The organism is Burkholderia crassaminum (assembly GCF_964265005.1).
GTDB lineage: Bacteria > Pseudomonadota > Gammaproteobacteria > Burkholderiales > Burkholderiaceae > Burkholderia.
The window spans coordinates 1,843,278-1,868,543 of record NZ_OZ183800.1; the positions used below are offsets into that span (position 1 = coordinate 1,843,278).

22 protein-coding genes are annotated in these 25,266 nt (G+C 68.3%); 10 read left to right on the forward strand and 12 right to left on the reverse strand.

What is annotated here, in order from left to right; all coding sequences use genetic code 11:
* Positions 1 to 181 precede the first annotated feature (181 nt).
* From ACPTTF_RS25290 to ACPTTF_RS25300, 3 genes are all read left to right on the forward strand, one after another.
* Positions 182 to 1,114: an AEC family transporter gene (locus tag ACPTTF_RS25290; protein WP_423368685.1), complete on the forward strand. Its 933-nt coding sequence runs from the start codon at positions 182 to 184 to the stop codon at positions 1,112 to 1,114.
* 127 nt (positions 1,115 to 1,241) lie between these two features.
* Complete coding sequence (locus ACPTTF_RS25295) at positions 1,242 to 2,177, forward strand: DMT family transporter (RefSeq protein WP_423368686.1); 936 nt, start codon at positions 1,242 to 1,244, stop codon at positions 2,175 to 2,177.
* A gap of 295 nt (positions 2,178 to 2,472) precedes the next feature.
* Positions 2,473 to 2,847 carry a COG4315 family predicted lipoprotein gene (locus ACPTTF_RS25300; protein ID WP_166952838.1) on the forward strand — a complete coding sequence of 125 codons (375 nt, stop codon included), beginning with the start codon at positions 2,473 to 2,475 and terminating at the stop codon, positions 2,845 to 2,847.
* Between the two features lie 132 nt (positions 2,848 to 2,979).
* On the opposite strand, the gene ACPTTF_RS25305 is transcribed toward ACPTTF_RS25300, so the two are convergent.
* Entirely contained in the window at positions 2,980 to 4,497 is a 1,518-nt protein-coding gene (locus ACPTTF_RS25305; protein ID WP_423368687.1) for a CoA-acylating methylmalonate-semialdehyde dehydrogenase, read from the reverse strand.
* 49 nt (positions 4,498 to 4,546) lie between these two features.
* Complete coding sequence (locus tag ACPTTF_RS25310; protein ID WP_423368688.1) at positions 4,547 to 5,902, reverse strand: aspartate aminotransferase family protein; 1,356 nt, start codon at positions 5,900 to 5,902, stop codon at positions 4,547 to 4,549.
* Positions 5,903 to 6,007: 105 nt separating this feature from the next.
* On the opposite strand from ACPTTF_RS25310, the gene ACPTTF_RS25315 reads away from it, so the two are divergent.
* Positions 6,008 to 6,961: a LysR family transcriptional regulator gene (locus ACPTTF_RS25315; RefSeq protein WP_423368689.1), complete on the forward strand. Its 954-nt coding sequence runs from the start codon at positions 6,008 to 6,010 to the stop codon at positions 6,959 to 6,961.
* A gap of 109 nt (positions 6,962 to 7,070) precedes the next feature.
* Here ACPTTF_RS25315 and ACPTTF_RS25320 read toward each other — a convergent pair whose 3' ends face one another.
* From ACPTTF_RS25320 to ACPTTF_RS25330, 3 genes are read right to left on the reverse strand one after another with little or no spacing between them, the layout of a single operon-like run.
* Entirely contained in the window at positions 7,071 to 8,333 is a 1,263-nt protein-coding gene (locus ACPTTF_RS25320) for an MFS transporter (RefSeq protein WP_423368690.1), read from the reverse strand.
* A complete protein-coding gene (locus tag ACPTTF_RS25325) occupies positions 8,330 to 8,665 on the reverse strand; it encodes a hypothetical protein (RefSeq protein WP_423368691.1) in 336 nt (111 codons plus the stop codon). Before ACPTTF_RS25325 ends, ACPTTF_RS25320 begins: the two co-directional genes overlap by 4 nt.
* Before the next feature lie 37 nt (positions 8,666 to 8,702).
* Positions 8,703 to 9,173, reverse strand: coding sequence for a MarR family winged helix-turn-helix transcriptional regulator (locus ACPTTF_RS25330; protein WP_423368692.1), 471 nt, complete (start codon positions 9,171 to 9,173; stop codon positions 8,703 to 8,705).
* A 168-nt stretch (positions 9,174 to 9,341) separates the two neighbouring features.
* Between ACPTTF_RS25330 and ACPTTF_RS25335 the strand changes: the two genes are divergently transcribed.
* Positions 9,342 to 9,833, forward strand: a complete 492-nt coding sequence (locus tag ACPTTF_RS25335; RefSeq protein ID WP_166952862.1) for a 2,4'-dihydroxyacetophenone dioxygenase family protein — start codon at positions 9,342 to 9,344, stop codon at positions 9,831 to 9,833.
* A 103-nt stretch (positions 9,834 to 9,936) separates the two neighbouring features.
* Here ACPTTF_RS25335 and ACPTTF_RS25340 read toward each other — a convergent pair whose 3' ends face one another.
* Positions 9,937 to 11,085, reverse strand: coding sequence for an epoxide hydrolase family protein (locus ACPTTF_RS25340; RefSeq protein ID WP_423368693.1), 1,149 nt, complete (start codon positions 11,083 to 11,085; stop codon positions 9,937 to 9,939).
* Between the two features lie 77 nt (positions 11,086 to 11,162).
* Entirely contained in the window at positions 11,163 to 12,134 is a 972-nt protein-coding gene (locus tag ACPTTF_RS25345) for a GlxA family transcriptional regulator (RefSeq protein WP_423368694.1), read from the reverse strand.
* A gap of 136 nt (positions 12,135 to 12,270) precedes the next feature.
* Here ACPTTF_RS25345 and ACPTTF_RS25350 point away from each other — a divergent pair, with 136 nt between their 5' ends.
* The 3 genes from ACPTTF_RS25350 to ACPTTF_RS25360 all read left to right on the forward strand — a co-directional run bounded on the left by ACPTTF_RS25350 (position 12,271) and on the right by ACPTTF_RS25360 (position 15,690).
* On the forward strand, positions 12,271 to 13,071 hold the full coding sequence (locus ACPTTF_RS25350; protein ID WP_423368695.1) for an SDR family NAD(P)-dependent oxidoreductase: 801 nt from the start codon (positions 12,271 to 12,273) through the stop codon (positions 13,069 to 13,071).
* A 339-nt stretch (positions 13,072 to 13,410) separates the two neighbouring features.
* On the forward strand, positions 13,411 to 15,207 hold the full coding sequence (locus ACPTTF_RS25355; protein WP_423368696.1) for a sensor domain-containing diguanylate cyclase: 1,797 nt from the start codon (positions 13,411 to 13,413) through the stop codon (positions 15,205 to 15,207).
* 186 nt (positions 15,208 to 15,393) lie between these two features.
* Positions 15,394 to 15,690, forward strand: a complete 297-nt coding sequence (locus ACPTTF_RS25360; RefSeq protein ID WP_423368697.1) for a hypothetical protein — start codon at positions 15,394 to 15,396, stop codon at positions 15,688 to 15,690.
* Between the two features lie 21 nt (positions 15,691 to 15,711).
* Here ACPTTF_RS25360 and ACPTTF_RS25365 read toward each other — a convergent pair whose 3' ends face one another.
* The 3 genes from ACPTTF_RS25365 to ACPTTF_RS25375 form a co-directional block, all read right to left on the reverse strand.
* Positions 15,712 to 17,058 (reverse strand): MFS transporter, encoded by a 1,347-nt coding sequence (locus ACPTTF_RS25365; RefSeq protein ID WP_423368698.1) that lies wholly within the window; start codon positions 17,056 to 17,058, stop codon positions 15,712 to 15,714.
* Between the two features lie 87 nt (positions 17,059 to 17,145).
* On the reverse strand, positions 17,146 to 18,495 hold the full coding sequence (locus ACPTTF_RS25370) for an MFS transporter (protein ID WP_423368699.1): 1,350 nt from the start codon (positions 18,493 to 18,495) through the stop codon (positions 17,146 to 17,148).
* A 180-nt stretch (positions 18,496 to 18,675) separates the two neighbouring features.
* Positions 18,676 to 19,635, reverse strand: coding sequence for an MBL fold metallo-hydrolase (locus ACPTTF_RS25375; protein WP_423368700.1), 960 nt, complete (start codon positions 19,633 to 19,635; stop codon positions 18,676 to 18,678).
* A gap of 177 nt (positions 19,636 to 19,812) precedes the next feature.
* On the opposite strand from ACPTTF_RS25375, the gene ACPTTF_RS25380 reads away from it, so the two are divergent.
* The gene (locus ACPTTF_RS25380) at positions 19,813 to 21,462 is read left to right on the forward strand and encodes an IclR family transcriptional regulator (protein ID WP_423368701.1); all 1,650 of its coding nucleotides are present in this window, start codon (positions 19,813 to 19,815) and stop codon (positions 21,460 to 21,462) included.
* 854 nt (positions 21,463 to 22,316) lie between these two features.
* Here the strand turns inward: ACPTTF_RS25380 and ACPTTF_RS25385 are convergent.
* Complete coding sequence (locus ACPTTF_RS25385; RefSeq protein ID WP_021159229.1) at positions 22,317 to 22,799, reverse strand: Lrp/AsnC family transcriptional regulator; 483 nt, start codon at positions 22,797 to 22,799, stop codon at positions 22,317 to 22,319.
* Positions 22,800 to 23,084: 285 nt separating this feature from the next.
* On the opposite strand from ACPTTF_RS25385, the gene ACPTTF_RS25390 reads away from it, so the two are divergent.
* Complete coding sequence (locus tag ACPTTF_RS25390; protein WP_423368702.1) at positions 23,085 to 23,732, forward strand: LysE family translocator; 648 nt, start codon at positions 23,085 to 23,087, stop codon at positions 23,730 to 23,732.
* 81 nt (positions 23,733 to 23,813) lie between these two features.
* On the opposite strand, the gene ACPTTF_RS25395 is transcribed toward ACPTTF_RS25390, so the two are convergent.
* Complete coding sequence (locus ACPTTF_RS25395; RefSeq protein WP_423368703.1) at positions 23,814 to 25,262, reverse strand: hypothetical protein; 1,449 nt, start codon at positions 25,260 to 25,262, stop codon at positions 23,814 to 23,816.
* Positions 25,263 to 25,266: the final 4 nt, after the last annotated feature.

Below are 25,266 nucleotides of genomic sequence, written 5' to 3' on the forward strand. Positions count from 1 at the left end.
CACCCGATAATTAACAATTATTCCTGTTGCTTGTGCGTGTTAACTTGGCGGCATCGCCACTCTTTCGATTGCGTGTCGCCATGTTGCCCGCCGGATGGATGCCCGCCTCGTTCCGCCGCTTTGCGCGCCAGCCGCTCGCGGCGGCCCGCATGGCCTGCATGGCTCGTGTAGAGGCGCGCCGATGATCGGCCCGATCCTGCTCGCGCTGGCGCCGGTCGCGCTGCTGGTCGCGTTCGGCCACGGCCTGCGGCGCACGGGCTTCATCGCCGACGCGTTCTGGCCGCAGGCCGAGCGCCTGTGCTACTACGTGCTGCTGCCCGCGCTGTTCGCGGACGGCCTCGCGAACGCGCGGCTGCAATCGCTGCCCGTTTTACCGCTCGCGGCAGCGCTGGTCGGTTCGACCGCACTCGCCGCGGCGCTTCTCCTGCTGGTCCGCCGGTTCGTGCGGGTCGACGGCGCCGGCTTCACGTCGGTGTTTCAGGGCGCCGTGCGCTTCAACAACTATGTCGGCACCGCGCTGGCGGCCGGGTTGTTCGGCGCAAAAGGCATCGCGCTCGCGGCCGTGTGCGTCGCGGCGATCGTCCCGACCGTCAACCTGATGTGCGTACTCGTGTTCGCGCGCTACGGCGACACGCGGCTCGGCTCGGCGGCGCTCGCGCGCCAGATCCTGTCGAATCCGCTCGTCGTCGCGTGTGCACTCGGGATCGCGATGCAAACCGGCGGTGTCACGTTCCCGGCGGCCGTCGAGCCGGCCGTGCGCGCGCTCGGCGTCGCGTCGATGCCGCTCGGTCTGCTGTGCGTGGGCGCGGCGTTGAAATTCGATGCGGCGCGTGCGTGGCTGCAGCCGGTCTGCATCGCATCGGCGTTCAAGTTCATGGCGATGCCGCTCATTACGCTCGCCGCCGGCCGGCTGTTCGGGCTCGGCGATGCGGCGCTGACGGTCGCACTGCTGTTCCAGGCGCTGCCGACCTCGTCGGCGTCCTACATCATGGCGCGCCAGCTCGGCGGCGACGCGTCGCTGATGGCCGGCATCACCGCGTTCCAGACGATCGCGGCGGCGCTCGCGATGCCCGTCGTGCTGACCGCGCTCGCGTCGGCACCCGCGTTTCGCTGACGACGCAACGACCGCCCCGATTCCCCTGAATCCAGCCTGCCAAGCGTGCCATCGCGCGATTCGGCATCGCCGGCCGCGTGCGGTCGCTCATGCGTTGCCGCAGGCGCTCACCGAGAAAACCCGTCACATGAACGCTCCCGCCCCACCCGCCGCCATCGCCGCCACCCGGCCGCACGCGGCCATCTACGTGAAGCTCACGCTCGTCGCGCTGTTCTGGGGTGGGACGTTCATCGCGGGCCGGATCCTGGCCGCGACGATGTCCGCGACCTCCGCGGCCACCGGCCGCTTCGCCATCGCCGCGCTGCTGCTGGTCGTGCTGACGTGGAAGATCGAAGGCGGGCTGCCGAAGCTGAGCGGCCGCCAGATCGTGACGACCTTCGGGCTCGGCGCGACCGGCATCTTCCTGTACAACGTGTGCTTTTTCGCGGCGCTCGCGCGGATGCCGGCGGGCCGCACCGCGCTGTTCGTCGCGTTGAACCCGGTCGCCACCGCCGTGCTGCTGTCGATCGTCGTGCGCGGGGAACGCCTGTCGCTGTCGCGCTGGGCCGGCATCGGCGTCGCGCTATTCGGCGCGCTGGTCGTGATCAGCCGCGGCGAATTGCTGCGGGTGCTGACCGATCTCGGCAACACGTTCGGTGCGGGCGAACGCTTCATGCTGTGCGCGGTGCTGAGCTGGGCCGCCTATACGGTGATCGGCCGGCGCGCGCTCGACGGGCTGTCGCCGCTGGCGGCCACGACGTATGCCGCGCTGTGGGGCCTCGCGCTGCTGATCGTCGCGCACCTGTTCGGCTCACCCGCCGGCAGCGGTACGCCGCTGACCTGGCAGGCCGTCGCGTCGATGCTCTACCTCGGCGCGATCGGCACGGTAGTCGCATTCGTCTGGTATTCGCAGGGAATTCGCGAACTCGGGCCGGCCCGCGCGGCCGTCTTCACCAACCTGGTGCCCGTATTCGGCGTGCTGCTGTCGGTCGCGCTGCTCGGCGAACCGTTGTCGCCGTCGATGCTGGCGGGCGGTGCGCTCGTGATCGCGGGTGTCGCGCTGACCAATCGCGCGAGACGCTGATGCAGGGGGCGTGCGCGCCGCGCACTTGGGGACGGATGTCGATTGCCGGCGCAGATCACGGCGGCAATCGCCACCTCGTTGCGTGACGCCTTCGCGCGGCCGATACGCCCCCGATGTTCTCGCAGCCCCGGCAAAAACCGCCTATCGTGAATGGAGCGCTCCGTTCGCCGCCATTCGACCCTGCGTCGCTCGCACCGGCGGCAACGGCACCGCGTTCCGGCACCATTCATCGCGATCCTGGCGCACGCTCGCCCGTGCACGATCGCGGCCGCCCACCGGATTACAGGAGGCCCTCATGAAAGCCGCGCTGCTCGTCAGCACCGCCCTGCTCGCCATTGCATCCGCTTCGGCGTCGGCTCAAGGCTCGATCACGAAAGTCGAAAACGGTTCGCTCGTCGCCGCGAACGGGATGACCGTCTACACGTTCGACAAGGACAAGGCCAACGCCGGCACCAGCGCGTGCACGGGCCAGTGCGAATCCTTCTGGCCGCCCTACAAGGCCAGTGCGACCGACGTTCCGGTCGGGCCCTACACGATCGTCAAGCGCGACGACGGGAGCCCGCAATGGGCGTACAAGGGCAAGCCGCTGTACTTCTTCTCGAAGGACATGAAACAGGGCGATCGCAACGGCGACAACTTCAAGGACATGTGGCACGTGGCCGCGCCGTAGGCGTCGTTCCGCCGTCTTCCGCGCACGCCGCGCGGACGTAAAAAAGCCCGCCCGGATCGTCGATCCGGGCGGGCCTGTTCGCGATCGCGCCGGCCGCCGGCAGGCGGGCGACGCATGCAACCGGGCAGCGCGTCAGCGGTTCGACGGGAAGCTGAACACCGTCCCTTCGCGCACGCCGGCCGACGGCCAGCGCTGCGTGATCGTCTTGCGCTTCGTGTAGAAGCGCACGGCGTCCGGGCCGTACGCATGCAGGTCGCCGAACAGCGAACGCTTCCAGCCGCCGAACGAGTGGTAGGCCACCGGCACCGGCAGCGGCACGTTGATGCCGACCATGCCGATCTGGATGTTGTCGCTGAAGTAGCGCGCCGCCTCGCCGTCGCGCGTGAACAGGCACGTGCCGTTGCCGTATTCGTGCGCGTCGATCAGCGCCATCGCCTCGTCGAGCGACTTCAGGCGGATCACGCCGAGCACGGGCCCGAAGATCTCGTGCTGGTAGATCGGCATGCCGGGCTTCACGTTGTCGAACAGGCACGGGCCGAGGTAATAGCCGCCGTCGTGGCCGTCGACCTTCACGCTGCGGCCGTCGACGACGAGCGTCGCGCCCGCTGCCACGCCCGCTTCGACGAAGCCCGTCACCTTCTCGAAATGCTGCTGCGTGACGAGCGGGCCCATGTCGACGCCCGCGCCGTTGCCCGGGCCGACCTTCATCTTCCCGATCTCGGCCTTCAGCCCCGCGACGACCTTGTCGCCCGTCTCGTCGCCGATCGCGACGACCAGCGGAATCGCCATGCAGCGTTCGCCGCACGAGCCGTATGCGGCGCCCATCAGCGCGTTCACCGCGTTGCCGATGTCGGCGTCGGGCATCACGACCGCGAAGTTCTTCGCGCCGCCGAGCGCCTGCACGCGCTTGCCGTGCGCGCAGCCGGTCGAGTAGATGTACTCGGCGATCGGCGTCGAGCCGACGAAGCTCACGGCCTTCACGCGCGGGTCGGTCAGCAGCGTGTCGACCGCTTCCTTGTCGCCGTTCACGACGTTCAGCACGCCCGGCGGCAGGCCGGCTTCGAGCGCGAGCTCGGCCATGCGCAGCGTCGACGACGGCGTGCGCTCGGACGGCTTCAACACGAACGTGTTGCCGCACGCGACGGCCATCGGCCACATCCACAGCGGCACCATCACCGGGAAGTTGAACGGCGTGATGCCGGCCGCGACGCCGAGCGCCTGGAACTCGCTCCACGAATCGATCGCGGGGCCGACGTTCTTGCTGTGCTCGCCCTTCAGCAGCTCGGGCACATAGGTCGCGTATTCGACGTTCTCGATCCCGCGCTGCAGTTCGCCCATCGCATCGGCGAGCACCTTGCCGTGCTCGGCCGTGATCAGCGCGCACAGCTCGTCGGCGTGCTCTTCGAGCAGCGTCTTGAAGCGGCTCATCACGCGGGCGCGCTTCAGCGGCGGCGTATTGCGCCACGCCGGGAACGCGGCCTGCGCGGACGCGATCGCGGCTTCGACGGTCAGCTTGTCGGCGAGCGCGACGCTCTTGTTCGATTCGCCGGTGGCCGGGTCGAATACCGGCTGGACGCGGCTGCCGCCGTCGACGCGCTTGCCGTCGATCAGGTGGCCGATGGTGGAGGTCACATTGCTGTCGTGTTTCATCGTTGAGGCTCTTTCGTGAATTCGGTTATCGCTCAGGGCAAGCCGCGGCTCAGTCCACTTCGTTCAGCGCGTCGGACAGCGCGTTGACCAGGTTGTCGATCTCGCGCTTCTCCGAGATGAACGGGGGCGCCAGCTGGATCGTGTCGCCGCCGTAGCGCACGTAGAAACCCTTCGCCCAGCAGCGCATCGCGATCTCGTACGGGCGCCGTGCCGGCTCGCCCGGCAGCGCCGCGATCGTCAGGCCGGCGGCCAGTCCGTAGTTGCGAATGTCCGTAATGTGGCGCTGCCCCTTCAGCCCGTGCACCGCGGCCTCGAAATGCGGTGCGAGATCGCGCACGCGGGCCACCGCGTCTTCCTTCACCAGCAGGTCGAGCGCCGCGACGCCGGCCGCGCATGCCACCGGATGCGCCGAATACGTGTAGCCGTGCGGGAACTCGAGCATGTACTCGGGGCCGCCCGCGGCCATGAACGTGTCGTAGATTTCCTTCGTCGCGATCACGCCGCCGAGCGGCTGCACGCCGTTCGTCACCTGCTTCGCGAAGTTCAGGATGTCCGGTACCACGCCGAATGCGTCGGCGCCCGTCATCGCGCCGGCACGGCCGAAGCCCGTGATGACTTCGTCGAAAATCAGCAGGATGTCGTGCGCGGTACAGATGTCGCGCAGGCGCTTCAGGTAGCCCTTCGGCGGCACGACCACGCCCGCCGAACCGGAGAACGGCTCGACGATCACGGCCGCGATGTTCGATGCGTCGTGCAGCGCGATCAGCTCGAGCAGGCGGTCGGCCAGCTCGGCGCCGTGCTCGGGCATCCCGCGCGAGAACTTGTTCTCGGCGAGTTGCGTGTGCGGCAGGAAGTCGGCGTCGAGGCCCTGGCCGAACAGCTTGCGGTTCGGCCCGATCCCGCCGACCGAGATACCGCCGTAGTTCACGCCGTGATAACCCTTCTCGCGGCCGATCAGTCGCGTCTTCGTGCCCTTGCCCTTCGCGCGCCAGTACGCGCGGGCCAGCTTCAGCGAGGTATCGGCCGCTTCCGAGCCCGAGCCCGTGAAGAACACGTAGTCGAGGCCGGCCGGCGTCAGTTCCTTGATCTTGTTGGCGAGCTCGAACGATTTGGGATGACCGAACTGGAACGCCGGCGCGTAGTCGAGCTGCGCGACCTGGCGGCTCACGGCTTCGACGATTTCCGTGCGGCCGTGACCGAGGCCCGTGCACCAGAGGCCGGACAGGCCGTCGAAGATCTTGCGGCCTTCGCCATCCGTGTAATACGCACCCTGGCCCGACACGATCATGCGCGGGTCGGCCTTGAACTGGCGGTTGGCCGTGAACGGCATCCAGTGCGCGTCGAGCCACGCGGCGTCGGTGCGGAGGTTCGTGTCGTCCTGCGCTGCGGTGATGATGTCGGTCATGTCGGTCGGCGCGGCGCGCCCCTCCTTCTTGTGATGATGTTGCGCATTGTCGGGAGGCCAATTAGTCTCTTCAATATCGCAATATCAATGTTCACTTGCGCAACTATGCAAGCAAAGAAACCGAAGAGCCGCGCGCTGCTCGGGCAGCTCAGCGACATGGATCTCCGCCTGCTGCGGGTCTTCAAGGGCGTCGTGCAGTGCGGCGGGATGGCCGCGGCCGAACTGGAACTGAATATCGGCATCTCGACGATCAGCCGGCACGTGAAGGATCTCGAGACGCGCCTCGGTCTCGTGCTGTGCCGGCGCGGCCGCGCGGGCTTCACGCTGACGCCCGAGGGCCAGACGGTGTACGAGGAGACGTTGCGGCTGCTCGCGTCGATGGAAGCATTTAGAAGCAGGATAGACGGCATTCACGACCGGATGGGTGGCGAATTGCACATCGCGGTGTTCGACAAGACGGCCACCAACGCGAACGCGCGCCTTGGCGACGCGATCCGCCAGTTCGCCGACGAAGCCCCCGACGTCGCGCTGAACCTGCATGTGGCATCGATCAACGAGGTCGAGCGCGGGATCATCGACGGCAGCTATCAGGTCGGGATCATTCCCGCGCACCGCAACTCCGGCAGCCTCGTGTATTCGGAACTGTTCGACGAACGGATGCTGCTGTACTGCGGCCGCCAGCATCCGCTGTACGACGCGCCGCACGGCAAGCTCACTTGGACGACGATCCGCAACCATGCGTTCGCGGGACTCGGCTTTCATTCGCCGAACATGGAGCTGAGCCACCGCGCGAAGCTCACGCGCAGCGCGACCGCATCGGACCAGGAGTCGATCGCGACGCTGATCCTGTCCGGCCGCTATCTCGGCTTCCTGCCCGATCACTATGCGGAGAGTTTCGAAAACAAGGGGCTGATGCAGCCGATCGCGCCGCACCGGTTCAATTACCGGTGCCGGTTCGTGAGCCTGCTGCGGCGCTCGCCGCGGCCGTCGCGGGCCGCGCTGCTGTTCCAGTCGTGTCTGGAAGCCGCGCATGCGACGGCGGCGCGGCCGGCCGTGTAGTCGATTCACGCGAAGAGTCCGGCTTCCGGCCGCGCGCGGTGCGGCAGCGTGCGGCGGTTGCGGGACGGACAAGCACAGCGGCTACACCAGCGCCCCGCCCGGCCCCAGGTCACACGCCGTCGTATCGGTCGAGCGCGCCGTCGGCTTGCGCTTGCGCTTGCGCGCGGCTGCGCTTCACGAAATGCGTCGCGACGAGCGCTGCGGCAAAACCGGACATCGCGCCGACGCCGAGCGCCCAGCGCGGGCCGAGATGGTTTGCAACCCAGCCCGCGACCGGCGCGCCGATCGGCGTGCCGCCGAGCGCGACCGCGAGGCGCAGCGCCATCACGCGGCCGCGCATCGCCGGCTCGGTGGACAGCTGCATCAGGCTGTTGGTCGAGTTCATGAAGGTGATCGCGGCAATCCCGGTCAGCACGAGCGCGGCGGCGAACAGCCAATAGCCCGGCGCCAGCGCGGCGAGCGTACAGCCGAGCCCGAACAGCGCCGCGCCGAACCACAGGTGCCGGAAACGCGGCTGCTCGCGGCGTGCCGCAAGCAGCGCGCCGGACACCGTGCCGACCGCCATCATCGACGACAGCACGCCGAAGCCGCGCGCATCGACGTGGAACACGCTGGCCGCCATCGTCGAGATGAACAGCTGGAAATTGAGCCCGAACGTGCCGATCAGGAACAGCATCACGAGGATCGCCTTCAGGTCGTCGCGCCGCCACACATAGCGGAACCCGTCGAGCAAGCCGCCGCGCGAGCGGCCCGCCCGCAGGTTCGGACGCAGTTCGTCTTCGCGGAGCAGCCGCAGCGAGACGAGCACCGCGAAGAAACTGAGCCCGTTGGCGACAAACGCCCAGCCCGTGCCGACCGACGCGATCATGAAACCGGCCGCCGCCGGGCCAATCATCCGCGCGGCGTTGAACGACGTCGAATTGAGCGCGACCGCGTTCGCGAGTTCGCGATCGCCGACCAGTTCCGCGACGAAGGTCTGCCGCACGGGCGCGTCGAACGCCGCCGCGCAGCCGAACAGGAACGCGAACACGTAGACATGTTCGAGCCGCGCGACGCCCGTGACCGTCAGCGCGCCGAGCACCAGCGCCAGCACGCCCATCAGCGCCTGCGTCACCATCAGCAGCTTGCGCTGGTCGAAGCGATCGGCCGCGTAGCCGGTCCACGGCAACAGCAGGAGCTGTGGACCGAACTGCAACGCCATCACCGTGCCGACGGCCGATGCGTCGTGATGCGTGAGCTGCGTGAGAACGAGCCAGTCCTGCGCGGTGCGCTGGACCCAGGTGCCGATGTTCGACACCAGCGATCCGATCGCCCACACGCGATAGTTGAAACTGCGAAGCGAACGGAACACGCCCGCCGCCGGCACGCTCATGGCCGCTCCCGGTCGGGCTCGTTGCCGCCGTGCAGCTCGCCGAAGCGCCGCGCGAGGAACAGGCCGAGCGCGAGGATGCCGAGGCCGAGCGCCGCGGCATCAGCCGTGACCCGGAGGTCGAAATCCCCGACCCGGCACACCAGCACATAAGCAATCACGAGGTTCACGACGCCCCACACGATATTCACGGTGGACGACGACAATCCGCGCCCGGGCGGATTCGCGAACGGGGTCTGGAACGGCTCGCCGCGCAACCCGCTGACGAGATGCGGCACGACGTTCGCGAGAAACGCGCCGCCGAAGAAATACGACACGAGATGCGGGAAGTTCATGTTCAGGTGGTCCTTTCGGCAAGCGGGTCGATACGGTTCAAGGACGCGCCGTTTCCTGGAATTCGGCGAGCCGCTGCAGCAGCTTCACGGCCGACGCGAGCTCGGCCTGCTCTGCCGCCGACAGTTGCGCGTGCAGCGCGCGGAACAGCCAGTCATCCTTGGCCGCGCGGTTGGCCTGCAGCACCTTCCGGAAACCGGGCGTGAGCGCGATCAGCGTCTGCCGGCCGTCGGTGGGATCGGGCTCGCCGCTGACGGCGCCGAGCGTCTCGAGCGTCGCGACCGTCACGCGCATCGACTGCGGCCGCACGCTTTCGGCGCGCGCGAGGGCCGACACGGTCGCAGGGCCGTCGCGGTCGAGCCGCAACAGCACCGACTTCTGCGATGACGTGAGGTCGTGCGGGTGGATCTGCTCCCGCATCCGCCGCATCAGCTTGCCGACCGAGATGCGGAGTTCGCCGGCGAGACCGGCCAGTGGGAGCGCGTCGGAGGGAGGTAATGGCGGGTTCATGAATTCAAGATAGCAGATGTACAGTCAAACTGTACAGTTTAACTGCACATTTCAGGCTGTAAGGATCGCCGCTTCGCCTGTGCTCGAGCCGCTGAGAAACGTCCCGTTCGGCCGCGCGAGCCGGCTCTGCGATAATGCGGGCTCCCCATTTCCGCTCCGCCTCCCGCCATGACGCAGCCGCCCGCTCCGCTCTCCACCGACCTGCCGCCGATTTCGTGCCTGCCCGGCGAATCGCTGCCGTGGCTGCCGATGAGCGCCGACCTGCCGGGGCTCGCGATCAAGTACCTGCACATCAATGCGGCCGAGGACACGCTGACTGCGCTGCTGAAGATGCCGGCCGGCGGTACGCTGCCGCGCCATCGCCACGACGGCGAGGTATTCGTCCATACGCTGCAGGGTGCGTGGCGCTACGTCGAATACGACTGGATCGCGCAAGCCGGCTCGACGGTGCTCGAACCGGCCGGCTCGGTGCATACGCCGGAAACGCTCGGCGCGCCGGGCGAGGACGTGATCACGCTCAACGTGATGCGCGGCGACCTCGTGCTGCTCGACGACGAAGGCCGCGAGACCGCACGCGAGAACTGCCGCGTCGCGCTGCTGCGCCAGCGCAAGCATGCGCGCACGGCGCCGGATGACGCCGTGGCGTTCGTTACGCGGTAAGACAGGCGGCATCGTCGCGTCGCGATCCGCATGGTGCCCGGCTCGCGCTCATGCGCGGATCCCAGCCGACGCACTTCGGCAGCGTCCCCGGCCTGCCCGCGCGTTACCGAAAACGCCGGAAAAATCGCCGGATATCGCCGGCCAGCAGATCCGGCTCTTCCATCGCCGCAAAATGGCCGCCGCTCGGCATGTCGGTCCACTGCACGACATCGAACACCCGTTCGAGCCAGCTACGCGGCGGGCTGCTGATTTCCTTCGGAAAACGCGCAAACGCGACGGGCACCGCCACGCGCTGCCCGGCCGCGAAACGCATGGGTTGCAGCCGGTTTTCCCAATACATCTGCATGGACGAGCCGATGCAGCCGGTGAACCAGTACAGCGAGATTCCGGTCAGCAGCGTGTCGTACGAAAACCGCCGCGCCAGGTCGCCGTCGCAATCGCTCCACGCGCGGAATTTCTCGGCGATCCACGCGGCGAGCCCGGCCGGCGAATCGTTGAGCGCAACGGCCAGCGTCTGCGGCTTCGTCATATGCACGTGCGCGTATCCGCCTTCCAGTGCGGCCCACTCGCCGCGCTGCGTCACGAAGGCCTGTTCGTCCCCGGTCAGCGGTGAAGCCGCGTCGGTCGGAGGCTCGTAGCTGCCGGGCAAGTAGTTCAGATGGATGCCGTCCACCACATCGGCATGCCGCGCGCCGAGCGCAATCGACACGCCTGCGCCGAGATCGCCGCCTTGCGCGCCGAAGCGTCGATATCCGAGACCGGACATCAGCGCCGCCCAGCAGTCGGCGACCTGAAATGCCGACATGCCGGCTGCCGCGGGCGCCGGCGAGAACAGGAAGCCGGGCAGTGACGGCACGACGACGTCGAACGCGTCGTCCGGATCGCCGCCGAACGCCGCCGGGTCGCAGAGGCGATCGAGCAGCGCGTCGAATTCGAATACGGTGCCCGGCCAGCCGTGTGTGATGACGAGCGGATAAGGCCTCGGCCCGACGCCGCGTCGATGGATGAAATGCACGCGCTGCCCGCCGACGTCTACGACGAATTGCGGCAGCCGGTTCAGCGCCCGCTCCACCGCACGCCAGTCGAAGCGTTCGGCCCAGTACGCGGTCAACTCGCGCAGCCACGCGCCATCGACGCCCTGCTGCCACGGCCCTGCGGGTGTCAGCGTCGGTGCGCGCATGTCGCGCAGGCGCCGGCGCAGGTCATCGAGCGCGTGATCGGGAATCGCAATGTCGAACGGGGCGGCGTGCATCGTGTCTCCTCGCAAAGCATGTCGACGAGATTCTGCGCGATTTTCCCGGCCCGCGCCGAACGGCTCGCGCACCCGCGTCAGACCGCTTCCCGCTCGCCCGACCGCTCGCCCGACCGTGCGTCGCGTCGCACCGCCTGCGGCGGCACGCCGAACCCGCGCACGAACGCCTCGCGCATGTGCCGCCGGTCGCGAAAGCCGTTTTCCTTCGCAATCACGTCGAGCGAATGGCGGCTCTGCTCGATCATCAGTCGCGCAGACTCCAGCCGCAGCCGCTCGATCGCCTTCGCGGGCGACTGCCCCGTTTCGAGCGTGAACACGCGGCTGAACTGGCGCGGGCTCAGGTGCACGGCTTCGGCGAGATCCTCGACGGTCAGCGCGCGGCCGAGATTCTGCCGCGCGTAGTTCAGCGCGTTCTGGATGCGGTCGGATTTCGGCGCGAGATCCAGCATTTCCGAATGCTGCGACTGGCCGCCGGCCCGCCGCTGGTGCATCACGAGCTTGTGCGCGACCGAGCGCGCGGCATCGGCGCCCAGATCCTTTTCCACCATCGCGAGCGCAAGGTCCAGCCCGGCCGTCATCCCGGCCGACGTCCAGATCGGACCGTCGACGATGTAGATCCGGTCTTCCTCGACGCGAATCTCCGGGTACTGCCGCTGCATGTCGCGGCCGAACGCCCAGTGCGTGGTTGCGCGGCGCTGCGCGAGCAGCCCGGCCTCGGCCAGCACGAACGCGCCCGTGCAAATGCCTGCGATCCGCCGCGCACGCGCATTCGCTCGCCGCAGGTAGGTGACGACGCCGGCCGGCGCCGGCGAAGCGACCGGATCGTTGACGCCCGCGACGATCCACGTATCGACGGCGATTCGCCCGCGCAGCGCGTGCGTGGCAACCGGCAGCCCGAGCGACGAACGCACGTCGCCACCGTCGACCGAATAGTTGCCCATCACGTAGAACGGCTCGCTCATCCCCATGTTCGCGTACTCGAACACCGACTGCGCGGCGAGCGCCATGATCTGGAAGCCGTCGCTGATCAGAAAGCCGATGCGGTGCATGTGCGTTCTCCCATCCCGGGCGAGTGGGTTGACCCGATGTCCTGAATCATACCCATCTACGTCATTTGTGTCGCAGCGATTCGAGGCCAGAATGGCTTCACGCCATCCGGCCAATCCCATCGAAACGGAGCACATCATGACGCAAGCACACCTCGGTACCGCCCTCATTACCGGCGCCTCGTCGGGCATCGGCGCCGTCTACGCGGACCGCCTCGCGCGCCGCGGTTACGACCTGATCCTGGTCGCGCGCAACCGCGACCGGCTGGCCGCCCTCGCCGAGCGCATCACGAACGACACGCAGCGCAGCGTCGAGATCGTCGACGCCGACCTCAACGACCGCGCGGCACTCGCCGCCGTCGAGGCGAAGCTGAAGCAGGATGCGAGCATCACGCTGCTCGTGAACAATGCCGGCATCGGCACGCACGCGCCGCTGCTCGACAGCGACGTCGACGCAATGACACGGATGATCGACCTGAACGTGACAGCGCTCACGCGCCTCACCTATGCGGCCGTGCCCGGCTTCGTCGCCCGCGGCCGCGGTGCGGTGATCAATATCTCGTCGATCGTCGCGATCTCGCCGGAAACGCTGAACGGCGTGTACGGCGGCACGAAGGCGTTCGTGCTCGCGTTCAGCCAGTCGCTGCATCACGAACTCGCCGGCAAGGGCGTGCAGGTGCAGGCCGTGCTGCCCGGCGCGACCGCCACCGATTTCTGGCAGACGGGCGGCCTGCCGCTCGAGCATCTGCCGAAGGAAATCGTGATGCCGGCGCCAGACATGGTCGACGCGGCGCTGGTCGGCTTCGAGCGCGGCGAGCTCGTGACGATCCCGTCGCTGCATGCGGGTGACGAATGGGCCGCCTACGAGGCCGCGCGCCGCACGATGGCCCCGCACCTGTCGGCCGATACGCCCGCGCCGCGCTACGCGACGGCACGCTGACCCATCGAGATCCCGCGGGTCGAAGGCAGCAAGCGCTTCGAACCCCGGGACGCGCTGCGGAACACGGTGATACGCGGCGAATCGCCGACAGTCATCCGGGATTCCGCGGCACGTTTCCGGGCACGTGCCGATCGATGGATTCGTCTGCGGAAACACGCACCGAATTCTTTCCCGACAAGCGCAAATAGCGCATACCGACTGATGATTCCGGCTCACTTGCCATGCATTCGGCGCAACAGTAAGCTCTGCGATTGCAGTCCCCAAGCGACCTCGTTCGACCGGCATTCGTCCGATCACGAGGGCAATCGTCCGTTGCGGAATTCGACCATGCGGGTCCGTATGTTCATCACTGAGACCGGCGACGCGCCGGCCTCCGCGCGCGGTTCGGCCAACCTTCAGCCCGCGCTCCCGCCCCTGCCGGAACTGGCCACCGTCTGCCGTGTCGCGCGGGCGCATTTCGGTGCCGCCGGCGCGTTCATTGCGCACGCCGAAGCCGATGTGCCACGCGTGCTCGCCAGCGACGGCGCGCTGCCCGAGCCCCTTTCCGCCGCTTGCTTGCCGCCCCAGGCCGAGCCGGACCCGGCTGCCGAGGCCCGGTTCGCCCTGCCCGACGCGAACCCGACCGGGCAACGCGACGACGGCCCGCCTCACGCGCTGCGCATCGTCGCGGCCTGCGAACTGGCCGCGCCCGATGGCGCGACACTCGGCATGCTGTGCGTCGTCGGCGACGCGCGCCTCGCGCTCGACACCGCCCAACGCGTGCTGCTGCGCGACCTCGCCACGCTGGCGGCAAGCGCGCTTGCCCGCGCGATCGAAGCAACCGCGTTGCGCGATCGGCTCGGCATCGTCGAGGAACACAGCACGCTGACCACGCTCGCGCTCACCGAAAGCGGCACCGGCGTGTGGGATCGCAATGTGGAAACCGGCGAGATCCACTACTCGCCGGCCTGGAAGGCGATGCTCGGCTACGCGCCGCACGAGCTCAGCACCCGGATCGAGGATGCGTACGAACGGCTGCATCCGGACGACGTCGACGACGTGAAGGCCGCGATGCTCGCGCACTTCGAGCGCCGCACCGATTGCTACGCAGTCGAGCACCGTATCCGCTGCAAGGACGGCACATACAAATGGATCTGCAGCCGCGGCAAGGTGATTACCCGCGACGTCTACGGCCGTGCGCTCCGGATGGTCGGGACGACCACGGACATCACCGCGCTGCGCGAGCTCGCCGCGCGGTTGCGCGACTCGGCCGCGCTCGTCACGGATCTCACCGACCAGGTTCCCGGGCTCGTGTTCCAGCTGCGGCAGACGGCCGATGGCCGCCGCTTCTTTTCATACGCGAGCGCGGGTGTCAGCGACATCTATGAACTGACGCCCGAGCAGATCGCCCGCAGCGCGGGGGCGGTCGAGGCGCGGATCCACCCGGCCGACCTGCTCGCCTATCGGCAGTCGCTGCACGACTCGTCGGTGCGACTGACGCCGTGGCGGCTCGAGTATCGCGTGCTGCTGCCCGGCCAGGGCCTGCGCTGGCGCGAAGGCGATGCGCGCCCGCAGCGCATGGCCGACGGCGGCACCGTGTGGCACGGCTTCATCACCGACGCGACCGACCGCAAGCACATCGAGGCCGAACTGCACCGGATGGCCACGACCGACCACCTGACGCAACTGTCGAACCGCCACGCGTTCATGCGGCAAAGCGAAGCCGCGCTGCGCAACGTGCGCACGACCGGCCTGGCCGCCGCGGTGCTGATGCTCGATCTCGATCACTTCAAGGCGCTGAACGACCGCTGGGGCCACCCGGTCGGCGATCGCGCGCTCCGGCATTTCGCGCGGCTGCTGCTCGCGGAAACCGGGCCCGACGGCATCGTCGGCCGGGTCGGCGGCGAGGAATTCGCGATCGTGCTGCCGAGGGCGGATCTCGACACCGCGCTGGCGTTCGCGCAGCGCGTGCAGCGACGCGCGATAGAGGCGCGGCTCATGCACGAGGACCAGCAGGTCACGCTGACCGTCAGCATCGGCATCGACGCGATGCGGGCGTCGGACTTCGGCGCGTACCAGCCGCTGTCGCGCGCCGACAAGGCGCTCTATCTCGCGAAGGAGCGCGGCCGCAACCGGATCGAGGTGTATCGGGCGTAGCGGGCGCGATTTCGCGCCGGGCGACGGGCATCAGGCATCGGGCGTAGGGCTAGGGCATCGGGAGTGCCGCGTCCGCCACCCGCCGTCCGGCTTCCCACTTCCCACTTCCAACTTCCCCCGTTGCGCGACATATTCGGGACCGATCGTGTAGGCTAGCGCCCCTGCCCCTACTCACCACGACTTGCCATGGACAATGCCAAACGCACCAAGCGAATCGCGTCAGGTCTTCTCGTCGTCGCGCTCGTCGAGCTGCTGGCGCTTCTGATCGGCTACGGGTTCGCCAATTCGATGGAAGATCCGTACACCGGCGTTCGCGTGCTCATTACCGCGCTCTTCTGGGCGGCAGGCATCTCGGTCATCGGGGTCATCGCGGCGGTCGCCTGCCTGTCGATCGACCTGCAGGCGCGCGGCGGCATGATCTACGGGGCGCTGGTGCTGCACGGCCTGCTGGTCCTGCCCGGGCTGTTTCTGTATTTCCACTGAATCGCACCGTAGCCGCGGGCGTCACGCCGCCTCCGCACGCGGCACCGCCCGCACGCCCAGCAGCATCGCGACCGCACACGCGGCCAACAGCGCCGCGATCATCAGCATCGCCGGATCCATGCTGCCGGTTCGCGTGCGGATCAGCCCGACGAGCCAGGGGGTGATCATGCCGCTCGACACGCCGATGCTGCTGATCAGCGCGATCCCGCCCGCCGCGCCGGCACCCGAGAAATACGCGGACGGCACGGCCCAGAACACCGGATGCGCGGCGAAGATCAGCATCGCCGCGACCGACAGCAGCGCCATCATCGCGACGATGCTCGGCAGATGCAGCGTCAGCAGCACGAGCGCCACCGCGCCGCCGAACGCGCATGCCGCGAAGTGCCAGCGCCGTTCGCGCTTGCGATCGGAGCGCCGCGCGATCGCGATCAGGCCGGCCGCGCCGATCGCATTCGGCACGACCGACAACAGGCTGATCTGCACGACGTCGTGGATGCCGAATTCGCGGATCATCAGCGGCATCCAGAACAGCAGCATCAGAAGCGCGGTGGTCAGCGAGAAATAGATGAACGCGAACAGGTACGTGCGCGGCTCGGCCAGCACCTGCCGCAGCGAATGCGGCGCCGGCGTATCGGCACCGGCACCGGCGCGGTCGGCGGCCAGGTCGGCCGCCAGCCGCTGGCGATCGGCGTCGGACAGCCAGTGCGCCTGCTCGGGACGATCGCACAGCCAGAACCACGCGATCACGCCGAGCAGGATCGCGGGCGCGCCCTCGATCGCGAACATCCATTGCCAGCCGTGCAGCCCGAGCACGCCCGACATCCCGCGCATCAGCCAGCCCGACAGCAGCCCGCCGACCATCCCCGCCACCGCGACGCCCGCGTAGAAGATCGACAGCACCGACGCGCGTCGCCGTGCCGGATACCAGTACGTCAGGTAGAACACCACGCCCGGAAAGAACCCGGCCTCGAACAGCCCGAGCAGGAAGCGCAGCACGTAGAAATGCTTCGCGCTGTCGACGGTGATCATCGCGACCGACACCGCGCCCCACAGGAACATGATCCGCGCGAACGTCCGGCGCGCACCGAAGCGGCGCAGCAGCGCGTTGCTCGGCACCTCGAACAGCACGTAGCCGACGAAGAACAGCACCGCGCCGAGGCTGTACATCGCATCGGTCAGGCCGAGGTCCTGCCGCATCTGCAACTGCGCGAAGCCGATGTTGCTGCGATCGAGGATCGACACGATGTAGCAGATGAACAGGAACGGGATGATCCGCGCGCCGATGCGTCGGTACAGCGCGTCGTCGTCGGTGGAAGCGGCGCCGGACGCGACGGCACGCGCGGCGTCGGCTTGAAGAGGGGCTGACATCGATCGTCTCCACGATGGATTCAGGTACGGGGCGAACACGTGGCGCCGGTCGCCGCCGCCCGCGAGCAGCGACCGGCCGTTGCCCGCTCAGTCGCGCGGCGCGGCTTCGCGTTTCACGCCGAGCATCAGCGCGACGCCGCTCGCCACCAGCAGCGCGGCCAGCAGATACACGGCGAGATCCATGCTGCCGGTGCGTGTGCGGATCATCCCGATCACCCACGGGCTGACGATGCCGCTCGTGATCCCGATGCTGCTGATCAGCGCGATCCCGGCCGCGGCCGCGTTGCCCGACAGGTAGCGGGTCGGCACGGCCCAGAAGATCGGCAGCGCGGCGAAGATCAGCGTCGCCGCGATCGACAGGCATGCGAGCATCGCCGCGAAGCTGTGAAGGTGCAGCGTCAGCGCCGCGAGTGCGAGCCCGCCGCCGATCGTGCAGCACGCGAAGTGCTTGCGGCGCTCGCCGGTCCGGTCCGAACGGCGCGCGATCAGGATCAGCCCCACCGCGCCGACCGCGTTCGGCACGACCGTGTACAGGCTCACGGCCACGACGTCGGTCACGCCGAAGTCGCGGATCATCAGCGGCATCCAGAAGTTGAGCGTCAGCGACGCGCAGGTCAGCGAGAAATAGATGAACGCGAACAGGTACACGCGCGGGTTCGCGAGCGCGGCCCGGAGGCTGCGCGTATCGTGCGCGTTGCCGTGGCTGCGGCCGTCGGCGCACAGCGCGGCGACCCGCGCCTTTTCATCGGACGTGAGCCACGCGGCGTCCTGCGGCCGGTCGACCAGGCGCGTGAACGCGACGAACGCGAGCAGGATCGCCGGCGCGCCTTCGATCGCGAACATCCACTGCCAGCCGTGCAGACCCAGCACGCCGCTCATGTCGCGCATGATCCAGCCCGACATCAGGCCACCGAGCACGCCGGCCACCGCGACGCCCGCGAAGAACACCGAGATCGCGGCCGCGCGCCGGTTCGCGGGGAACCAGTAGGTCAGGTACAGCACGATGCCGGGAAAGAAGCCCGCTTCGAACACGCCGAGCAGGAACCGCAGCACATAGAAATGCGACGGCTGCGACACGAACATCATCCCGGTCGACGCGATGCCCCACAGCAACATGATCCGCGTGAAGGTGCGGCGCGCGCCGAAACGCGCGAGCAGCAGGTTGCTCGGCACTTCGCAGAACACGTAGCCGACGTAGAACACCGCGGCGCCGAGGCCGTACATCGCGTCGCTGAAGCCGAGGTCGTGCTTCATCTGCAACTGCGCGAAGCCGATGTTGATGCGGTCGAGGAACGATACGACGTAGCAGAGGAACAGGAACGGCACGATCCGCCATGCAATCTTGCGGAACAGCAGCGCGTCGTCCGTGGCGGCGGATACGGAAGCCGAAGCGCTCGCGTGCGCGAGCGTCGCTTCGGCAGGAAGCGATTGGGGCATGTCTCTCTCCAAACAGGCTGCGCGATTCGAGCGCGCAGCCGTCTCCCAGGGCGTACGTGCGCCCTGCTTTCTTGTGAGCTCGGATGACGGCAGACGGAAAGACGGCGGAACGCCGCGGCCGGTCGCCGCTTCAGAAAAAAGGCGGAGCGCCCTGTCGGACACCCCGCCTGCGCAAGCCGCTCAGTCCTGCAGCGCGGCCCACATTTCCTTGTCGCGCTGTGCCGTCCAGATGCGCGGATGCGTGATGCCGCTCGCTTCGTCGAACGCGCGCGACACGTCGAACGGCAGGCAGTGCTCGTAGATGAACACATTGCCGAACTTCGGGTCCATCGCTTCACGCGTGAGCGCCATCGACGCCTTCAGGTCGAGCTTCTGCTCGACGGCCTTGCGGCCCTGCGCGAGCAGCGTCGTGACGAAATCCTTCGTGTAGTCGAGGCCCTTGTTCACTTCGGCCGGGTTCAGCAGCGCGGGGCCACGGCCCGGCACGAGCTTCTCGGCGTTCAGCGCGCGCAGCGCCTCGAGCGTGGCCGGCCACTGCTCGAGCTGGGCGTCGCCGCAGTAGCACGCGGCGTCGTATTCGACGAGGTCGCCCGAGAACAGCACTTTCTGCGACGGCAACCAGACGATCGTGTCGCCCTTCGTGTGGCCCGAGCCGACGTGCATGATCTTCACTTCGAGCTTGCCGAGGAACAGCGTGATCTCGCGCTCGAACACGAGCGTCGGCCAGGTCAGGCCGGGCACCGTCTCGACACCGGCGAACAGGCGCGGGAAACGCTCGATCTCCGACTTCATGTCGGCCTCGCCGCGCTCGACGATCATCTCGTACGTGCCACGGCTCGCGATCACGTGCTGCGCGCCTTCGTCGAAATACGCGGACGCGCCGAGCACGCGCACCGCGTGGTAGTGCGACAGCACGACGTGCTTGATCGGCTTGTCGGTCACGCTGCGGATCTTCGCGATCAGGTCCTGCGCCATCGCGGGCGTCGCGGTCGTGTCGACGATCAGCACACTGTCGTCGCCGATGATCACGCCCGAGTTCGGGTCGCCTTCGGCGGTGTACGCGTACGCGTTCTCGGACAGCTTCGTCCAGGTGACTTTCTTCTCTTCCAGATCGGCTTGGGAGGCGAATGCTTTGGCCATGTTGCGTTCCGTGGCTGCGAGCCATGTGTTGAGGGGAGTGAGCGGATCATCTTCCCGCGTCAAATATTTGTCAATGACAAAGTCGCTTGCTATTGTTTAATACGGGTAAACCTGCGGGCTGGCGCGATAAATGGCGTCGGATACCATGCGGGGTTTCGTCAACGGAAGAATCATCGCGTGCAGAACCACGAAGTCAGCGCAGACGACGCGCCGCCCAAGGCGCAGCGCGGGATCCAGAGCGTCGAGGTCGGCGGCCGGCTGCTCGACGCGCTCGCGCGCCGGCGCAAGCCGCTCGGGCTGTCCGAGCTGGCCGCGGCGGCCGACCTGTCGACCGCGCAGGCGCACACCTATCTCGTCAGCCTGACGCGGCTCGCGCTCGTGAAGCGCGACGCGATCACCGGCAACTACGAGCCGGGCCCGCTGTCGCTGCGGCTCGGGCTGATGTCGATCGAGCGCCAGCCGGCCTATCGCGCGGCGCTGCCGCATGCAGCGCGGCTCGCGGAAGCGGTCGGCCTGAGCGTTGCGCTGTCGGTGCCGGGCGCGCTCGGGCCGACGATCGTGCGCATCGAGCACGGCGGCTATCCGCTGCACGTGAACCTGCACGTCGGCTCGGTAATGTCGCTCGACACGACGGCCACCGGCCGCGTGTTCCGCGCGTTCGGCGACCCCGCGCAACTCGACGCGATGGCGGCCAGCCAGGCCGGCGCGGGCGATACGCTGGCGGGCGCCGAGCAGCCGGTGCCCGATACCGGCGTGCCGCAGGCCGAACTCGATGCGATCCGCGCACGCGGGATCGAGCGCGGCGTCGACCTGCCGAGCCCCGGCGTCAGCGCGATGTGCGTGCCGGTGTTCGACGCGGCGGGCAAGCTGCAACTCGCGTTGACGGTGATCGGTTCGACGGGCTCGATCGATGTCGCCTGGGACGGCCCGATCGCGGCGGCACTGCGCGACGCGGCACGGCAGGCGAGCGCGTCGCTCGACGCGGCGCACGACGCACCGCCGCCCGCATCCGGCCCGGCCCCGGTCGCCCCGCACGTGCCGCCCGCGCTGGCCGACGACGCGAAGGCCCAGCGCGGGATCAACGCGCTCGACAGCACCGGCGAGCTGCTGCTCGCGCTGGTGTCGGCTGGCCGCGCGCTGCCGCTGCGCGATCTCGCGGCGGCGGCCGGCATGCCGGCCGCGAAGGCCTTTCCGCATCTAGTCAGCCTGCAGAAGATCGGCCTGCTGAGCCGCGACGACGCGGGCTGCTTCGGCGGCGGCCCGCTCGGGCAGGCGCTCGGCCTGATCGCGATGCAACGCGTGTCGCCGACTCGCGACGCGGAAGCCGAGATCGTCGCGCTGGCCGGCGCGACCGACATGAGCGTGGCGGCCGCGACGCTCGGCCCGCTCGGCCCGACCGTGATCCGCCTCGAGGAATCGGCGCGGCCGCAGCACGTGAGCCTTCAGGTCGGCACCGTGATGTCGCTCGTCAATACGGCGATCGGACGGATCTTCGCGGCCGGCATGTCCGACGACGTGCTGGCCGACCTGCTCGCCGACGAACCCGTGCGCCTCGCGGGCCGCATCGCCACGCCGGCCGACGACGCATTCCGCGCGCGGCTCGCGACGATCCGCGCGGACGCGCTCGATTTCGCGTTCGACGCGCCGGTGCCAGGCATCGGGACGGTCGCCGCGCCCGTGTTCGATCACACCGGCAGCATCCGGCTCGTGATCGCGATCATCGGTTCGTCGCGCGGCTTCCCGCGCGGGCCGGACAGCGATCTCGCGCAGGCGTTGCTCGCCGCGACGCGGCGGCTGTCGTGGCGGTTCGGGTGGATCGGCCGGTAAGCCGCCGCCCGCCGCTTCCGCCATCCTCCCCGCTGCCCGAATTCCCGCTCCTGGTTCCGCTTCCATGCGAGGCCGTGCCTGCGCGGCCTCGCCGCGCCGGTGGGCCACGCCGATGCGCCACGCAAAGGTGCCCGATATTCATGTTGCGAAGCAGCAACACAAATTGTCAGTAATTCTCATATAACGAAATCGCATTTCACAAAGCGGAGGCGTTTCGCTATGATTAGGGTTATCCCTAACTCGCCACCTATACGGGGCTTCGTCATGCAAACGTCTAACATCTCCGACCGTTCCACCGAATCCGCTGGCTGGCTCGCACGTATGGGCGAGCTGATTGCAGAAGCTTGGGCACTCCACCTCGAGACCTGCGAAGTCATCGCTGAAGCACACGCACGTCTGCCGCACTAAATGGCGTGACCACCCGCCAGCCGGCGGCACGATGCAGTGCCTGATCCGCTTGCCCGGAAGCGCGCCACGAGGCCGCGGCGCCGGGCAACGTCCGGTGAGGCGAGCAACGTGGAACCCGGCCGGCGTTGTTCCGGTTGAATGCGCTCCCTGCGTCGGGAGCGTGTCGAGGTCGCTTTAAAGCCGATGCCGGCGCCAATCTGCATCGACTCGATATCGAATCGGCATCAGCGCGGTTTTGTCTGACGGTTGCCCGGGCGGGCAGCCGTTATCCAGCCAGCACACGCTTACGCCGGATCGTCGCGGACGGAAGATTCATCCGCGTTGCCGGCCCGGGTACCGGACCGCGCCACACGCCTTGCCCCCGCCCGATTGCCGGCTTTCTCCGCGCATACGCGCAGTTGCATGCGCCGTCGTTTCAACGACGGCCGCCTCTCATCCCGCCTTCCTCACACCTGAATCGACGGCACGTCCTTCATGCAGCGCAGCGCAAACATCGAGCGGCTGTGACGGATACTCGAAATCTTGTACAGCTTTTCGCGCAGGAAACGCTCGTAGCCGGCCGTGCCGTCCACCGCGACCTTGATCCAGTAGTCGTACTCGCCCGACACGAGATACGCCTCGAGCACCTCGGGCAGCGCCGCGAGCTCCTCGCCGAAACGGGCGAGCGCGTCGTCCTCATGGCGATCGAGCGTGACTTCGAGGATCACGATGTCCGCATAGCCCAGCTTCCGCTGGTTGACGAGCGCGACATACCCGTCGATGTACCCATCCACCTCGAGTTGCCGCGTGCGGTTCCAGCACGCGGTGGTCGACATGCCGATCTGTTCGGCCAGTTCGGCATTCGACAGACGCGCATTTTTCTGCAGTGCACCGAGGATCTTGCGGTCCTGGCTGTCGAGCGTTTTCGGCGAGCGTTCACGTGTGGCCATGGCAGGAAGAATCTTCTACTGAAAACCGGGATTCTATCTGAACGACATTCCGGATTTGTGTCGGTTTGTGTGGAAAAGCGGAAGCCTTTTAATCCGGCCCCTTGATATATTTTTCCCCATGCCTGTTGTCCGGCACGCTCCCCGCGACAACCCCTTCGCACCGGGACGCACGGCCGCAATCACGAGTTGCGGTGCCGGCCAGCAGGCATGCGATTCCCCGCCGCCCGCGCGCCTATCCGGCCGCGCGGCTTCGGCGCCCGTGTTCCTGTTCCTGCCCTATCCGTCATGTCGTTCAGGCTTTACCTCTCGTTTCTCGCTGCTTCCGCCGTTCTCGTCTACGCCCCCGGCCCCGTCAACCTGCTCACGATGAACCAGGCGCTGCGCACCGGTTGGCGCCGCGCGCTGCCATGCGTCTGGGGCGGCACGCTCGCCGTGCTGCTGCAACTCGCGCTGACCGCGCTGTGCCTGAATTCGCTCGTGCATCTCGACGAGCGCGCGCTGACCGTGCTGCGCTGGGCCGGCGCAGCCTACCTCGTCTGGCTCGGCTGCAAACAATGGCTCAGCCGCGCGCCGGCCGGCGCGCCCGCCGTGTCGACCGGGCCCGCCATGGCAGCAACGTCGGAGACCGACTCGCATCGCGCGCTGTTCTGGCGCGGCCTTGCGACCTCGGGCCTGAATCCGAAGACGCTGCTGTTCTTCCCGTCGTTCTTCCCGCAGTTCATCGTCCCGAGCGCCGACTGGAGCCTGAACCAGCAGTTCCTGCTGCTCGCCGCGACGTTCGCGGTGCTGTTCGCGGGCGGCGTCGCGTCGATGGCGCTGTTCTCGCACCGGCTGAGCCGCGCACTGCAGCGGCCCGCGCGGATGCGCGCGATGAACCGCGTGACGGGCGGGCTGCTCGTCGGGATGGGCGCGATCATGGTCGGCTGGAACTGATTGGATTGGCCGTGCGGCGCGGCCGCTTCGGTACGTATCGGCCGCGCCGCGGGCGTGGCGGCGCTTCGGCTCGCGCACGGTTCAATGCGACGACAGCCACGCGATCGCGTCCGTCACGACCGGATCCCAGTCGCCTTCGCGCGCCTGCCGGAGCACCGTCGCTTCCGCGACCCATGGCGTCGAGCGCCCCTCGTGCCCCCAGCGCCAGTCGCCCGACGTATTGACCGGCACGCACACCGGCTTGCCCATCATCGCGGCCAGGTTGGAAACCGCCGAATCGACCGCGAATACCGCATCGAGCTCACCGATGCAGGCGGCCGTATCGTCGAAATGGTAGATGCCGGGGAGATACCGGCTGACGTTGACCGCCGGCATGCCGCCGGCCCGCTCCTCGACTATCGGATGGTGAAGCGTGACGAAGTGGACCCGGTCGGCGACCGGGCGCGCCGCGACGATTCGTTCGATCTCCCCGATCGGCATGCTGCGGCGTCTGGCCCAGCAACGCATCGCGGCGCCCAGCTCAGGCTCATGGCGCTGGTTGCAATCCCAGAACAGCCCGACCAGTCGCTTCCCCGGATGTTGCGCGCGCAGCTGCTGCGCCCAGGCCTGCGCCGCACGCCGCTTGTCGTCGGGCGCCTTCAGGTACGGACGAAAACGGTGTGCCGCGATCGACTGCCCCGTCGTCATCTTCAGCAGCGGGAGTTGCAGCAGCTGGGCGTGCAGGTGCGGCGCGAATGCGTCGACGCGCGCCTGGACGTCATCGGGCAACGGCTCCCGCACGTGCAGCGGGCGCGCGGCGCTCACGACTTCGCAACCCGGCAGCGATGCCTGCATGAGCGCGAGAATCTGGGGGGCGCAGATGAGCATCACGCGCGCGCCGGCCGCCTGCCAGTCGGCCACGCACGCCGCCAGCAGGAAGTTGTCGCCGAAGCCCAGCTGGTGCGTGACCAGCACCCGCCGGCCCTGCAAGTCGGCCTCGCCGGCCCAGTCGGGAACCCCGGCCGGTTGATAGCTGCCGCAGTCGCCGCCGGGCGCATTGCGCTTCTGCCATTGTGTGAATCCGCCCGGATCCCCGGCCTTGAGCATCGACTCGCCGAGCAGGTGTTCGGCGACGACCCGAATCTGCGGGTTGCCCGATGCCGCCAGGTGCCGCGCTTCGCTCAGCAGCGTGATCGCGCGCGCCAGGTCGCCGGCCATCATCAGGCTGTAGCCGAGCCGCAGCCGGTCCAGCAACGGGTCGCCGGCCAGCGCCGCATGACGTACCCAGACCGCGGCCGCCTCGCCGTGATGCCCCTGCAGATTCAGCGCAAGCGCCTGCATGACCAGAAAATCGGCAGCCGCGGGATCGAGCGCCTCGGCCCGCTCCGCCCACGGCACGAGTTCGTCCTCGCGCCGGAGGGCAATCAACAGTTCGCAGATCTCGCGCAGGATCACCGGATTCCGCCAGTCGTGCCCGTACCGGCCAAAAGCCGCCTGCAGCCGCCGCTCGAGATCCAGCTCCATCGCCTCGTTGCTTGCCTGATCGTGCATATGT

Excerpts from the sequence above, each read along its gene's own strand:
- ACPTTF_RS25290 (WP_423368685.1), top strand. The coding sequence starts at position 182 with ATGATCGGCCCGATCCTGCTCGCGCTGGCGCCGGTCGCGCTGCTGGTC.
- ACPTTF_RS25295 (WP_423368686.1), top strand. The coding sequence starts at position 1,242 with ATGAACGCTCCCGCCCCACCCGCCGCCATCGCCGCCACCCGGCCGCAC.
- ACPTTF_RS25300 (WP_166952838.1), top strand. The coding sequence starts at position 2,473 with ATGAAAGCCGCGCTGCTCGTCAGCACCGCCCTGCTCGCCATTGCATCC.
- ACPTTF_RS25305 (WP_423368687.1), bottom strand. The coding sequence starts at position 4,497 with ATGAAACACGACAGCAATGTGACCTCCACCATCGGCCACCTGATCGAC.
- ACPTTF_RS25310 (WP_423368688.1), bottom strand. The coding sequence starts at position 5,902 with ATGACCGACATCATCACCGCAGCGCAGGACGACACGAACCTCCGCACC.
- ACPTTF_RS25315 (WP_423368689.1), top strand. The coding sequence starts at position 6,008 with ATGCAAGCAAAGAAACCGAAGAGCCGCGCGCTGCTCGGGCAGCTCAGC.
- ACPTTF_RS25320 (WP_423368690.1), bottom strand. The coding sequence starts at position 8,333 with ATGAGCGTGCCGGCGGCGGGCGTGTTCCGTTCGCTTCGCAGTTTCAAC.
- ACPTTF_RS25325 (WP_423368691.1), bottom strand. The coding sequence starts at position 8,665 with ATGAACTTCCCGCATCTCGTGTCGTATTTCTTCGGCGGCGCGTTTCTC.
- ACPTTF_RS25330 (WP_423368692.1), bottom strand. The coding sequence starts at position 9,173 with ATGAACCCGCCATTACCTCCCTCCGACGCGCTCCCACTGGCCGGTCTC.
- ACPTTF_RS25335 (WP_166952862.1), top strand. The coding sequence starts at position 9,342 with ATGACGCAGCCGCCCGCTCCGCTCTCCACCGACCTGCCGCCGATTTCG.
- ACPTTF_RS25340 (WP_423368693.1), bottom strand. The coding sequence starts at position 11,085 with ATGCACGCCGCCCCGTTCGACATTGCGATTCCCGATCACGCGCTCGAT.
- ACPTTF_RS25345 (WP_423368694.1), bottom strand. The coding sequence starts at position 12,134 with ATGCACCGCATCGGCTTTCTGATCAGCGACGGCTTCCAGATCATGGCG.
- ACPTTF_RS25350 (WP_423368695.1), top strand. The coding sequence starts at position 12,271 with ATGACGCAAGCACACCTCGGTACCGCCCTCATTACCGGCGCCTCGTCG.
- ACPTTF_RS25355 (WP_423368696.1), top strand. The coding sequence starts at position 13,411 with ATGTTCATCACTGAGACCGGCGACGCGCCGGCCTCCGCGCGCGGTTCG.
- ACPTTF_RS25360 (WP_423368697.1), top strand. The coding sequence starts at position 15,394 with ATGGACAATGCCAAACGCACCAAGCGAATCGCGTCAGGTCTTCTCGTC.
- ACPTTF_RS25365 (WP_423368698.1), bottom strand. The coding sequence starts at position 17,058 with ATGTCAGCCCCTCTTCAAGCCGACGCCGCGCGTGCCGTCGCGTCCGGC.
- ACPTTF_RS25370 (WP_423368699.1), bottom strand. The coding sequence starts at position 18,495 with ATGCCCCAATCGCTTCCTGCCGAAGCGACGCTCGCGCACGCGAGCGCT.
- ACPTTF_RS25375 (WP_423368700.1), bottom strand. The coding sequence starts at position 19,635 with ATGGCCAAAGCATTCGCCTCCCAAGCCGATCTGGAAGAGAAGAAAGTC.
- ACPTTF_RS25385 (WP_021159229.1), bottom strand. The coding sequence starts at position 22,799 with ATGGCCACACGTGAACGCTCGCCGAAAACGCTCGACAGCCAGGACCGC.
- ACPTTF_RS25390 (WP_423368702.1), top strand. The coding sequence starts at position 23,085 with ATGTCGTTCAGGCTTTACCTCTCGTTTCTCGCTGCTTCCGCCGTTCTC.
- ACPTTF_RS25395 (WP_423368703.1), bottom strand. The coding sequence starts at position 25,262 with ATGCACGATCAGGCAAGCAACGAGGCGATGGAGCTGGATCTCGAGCGG.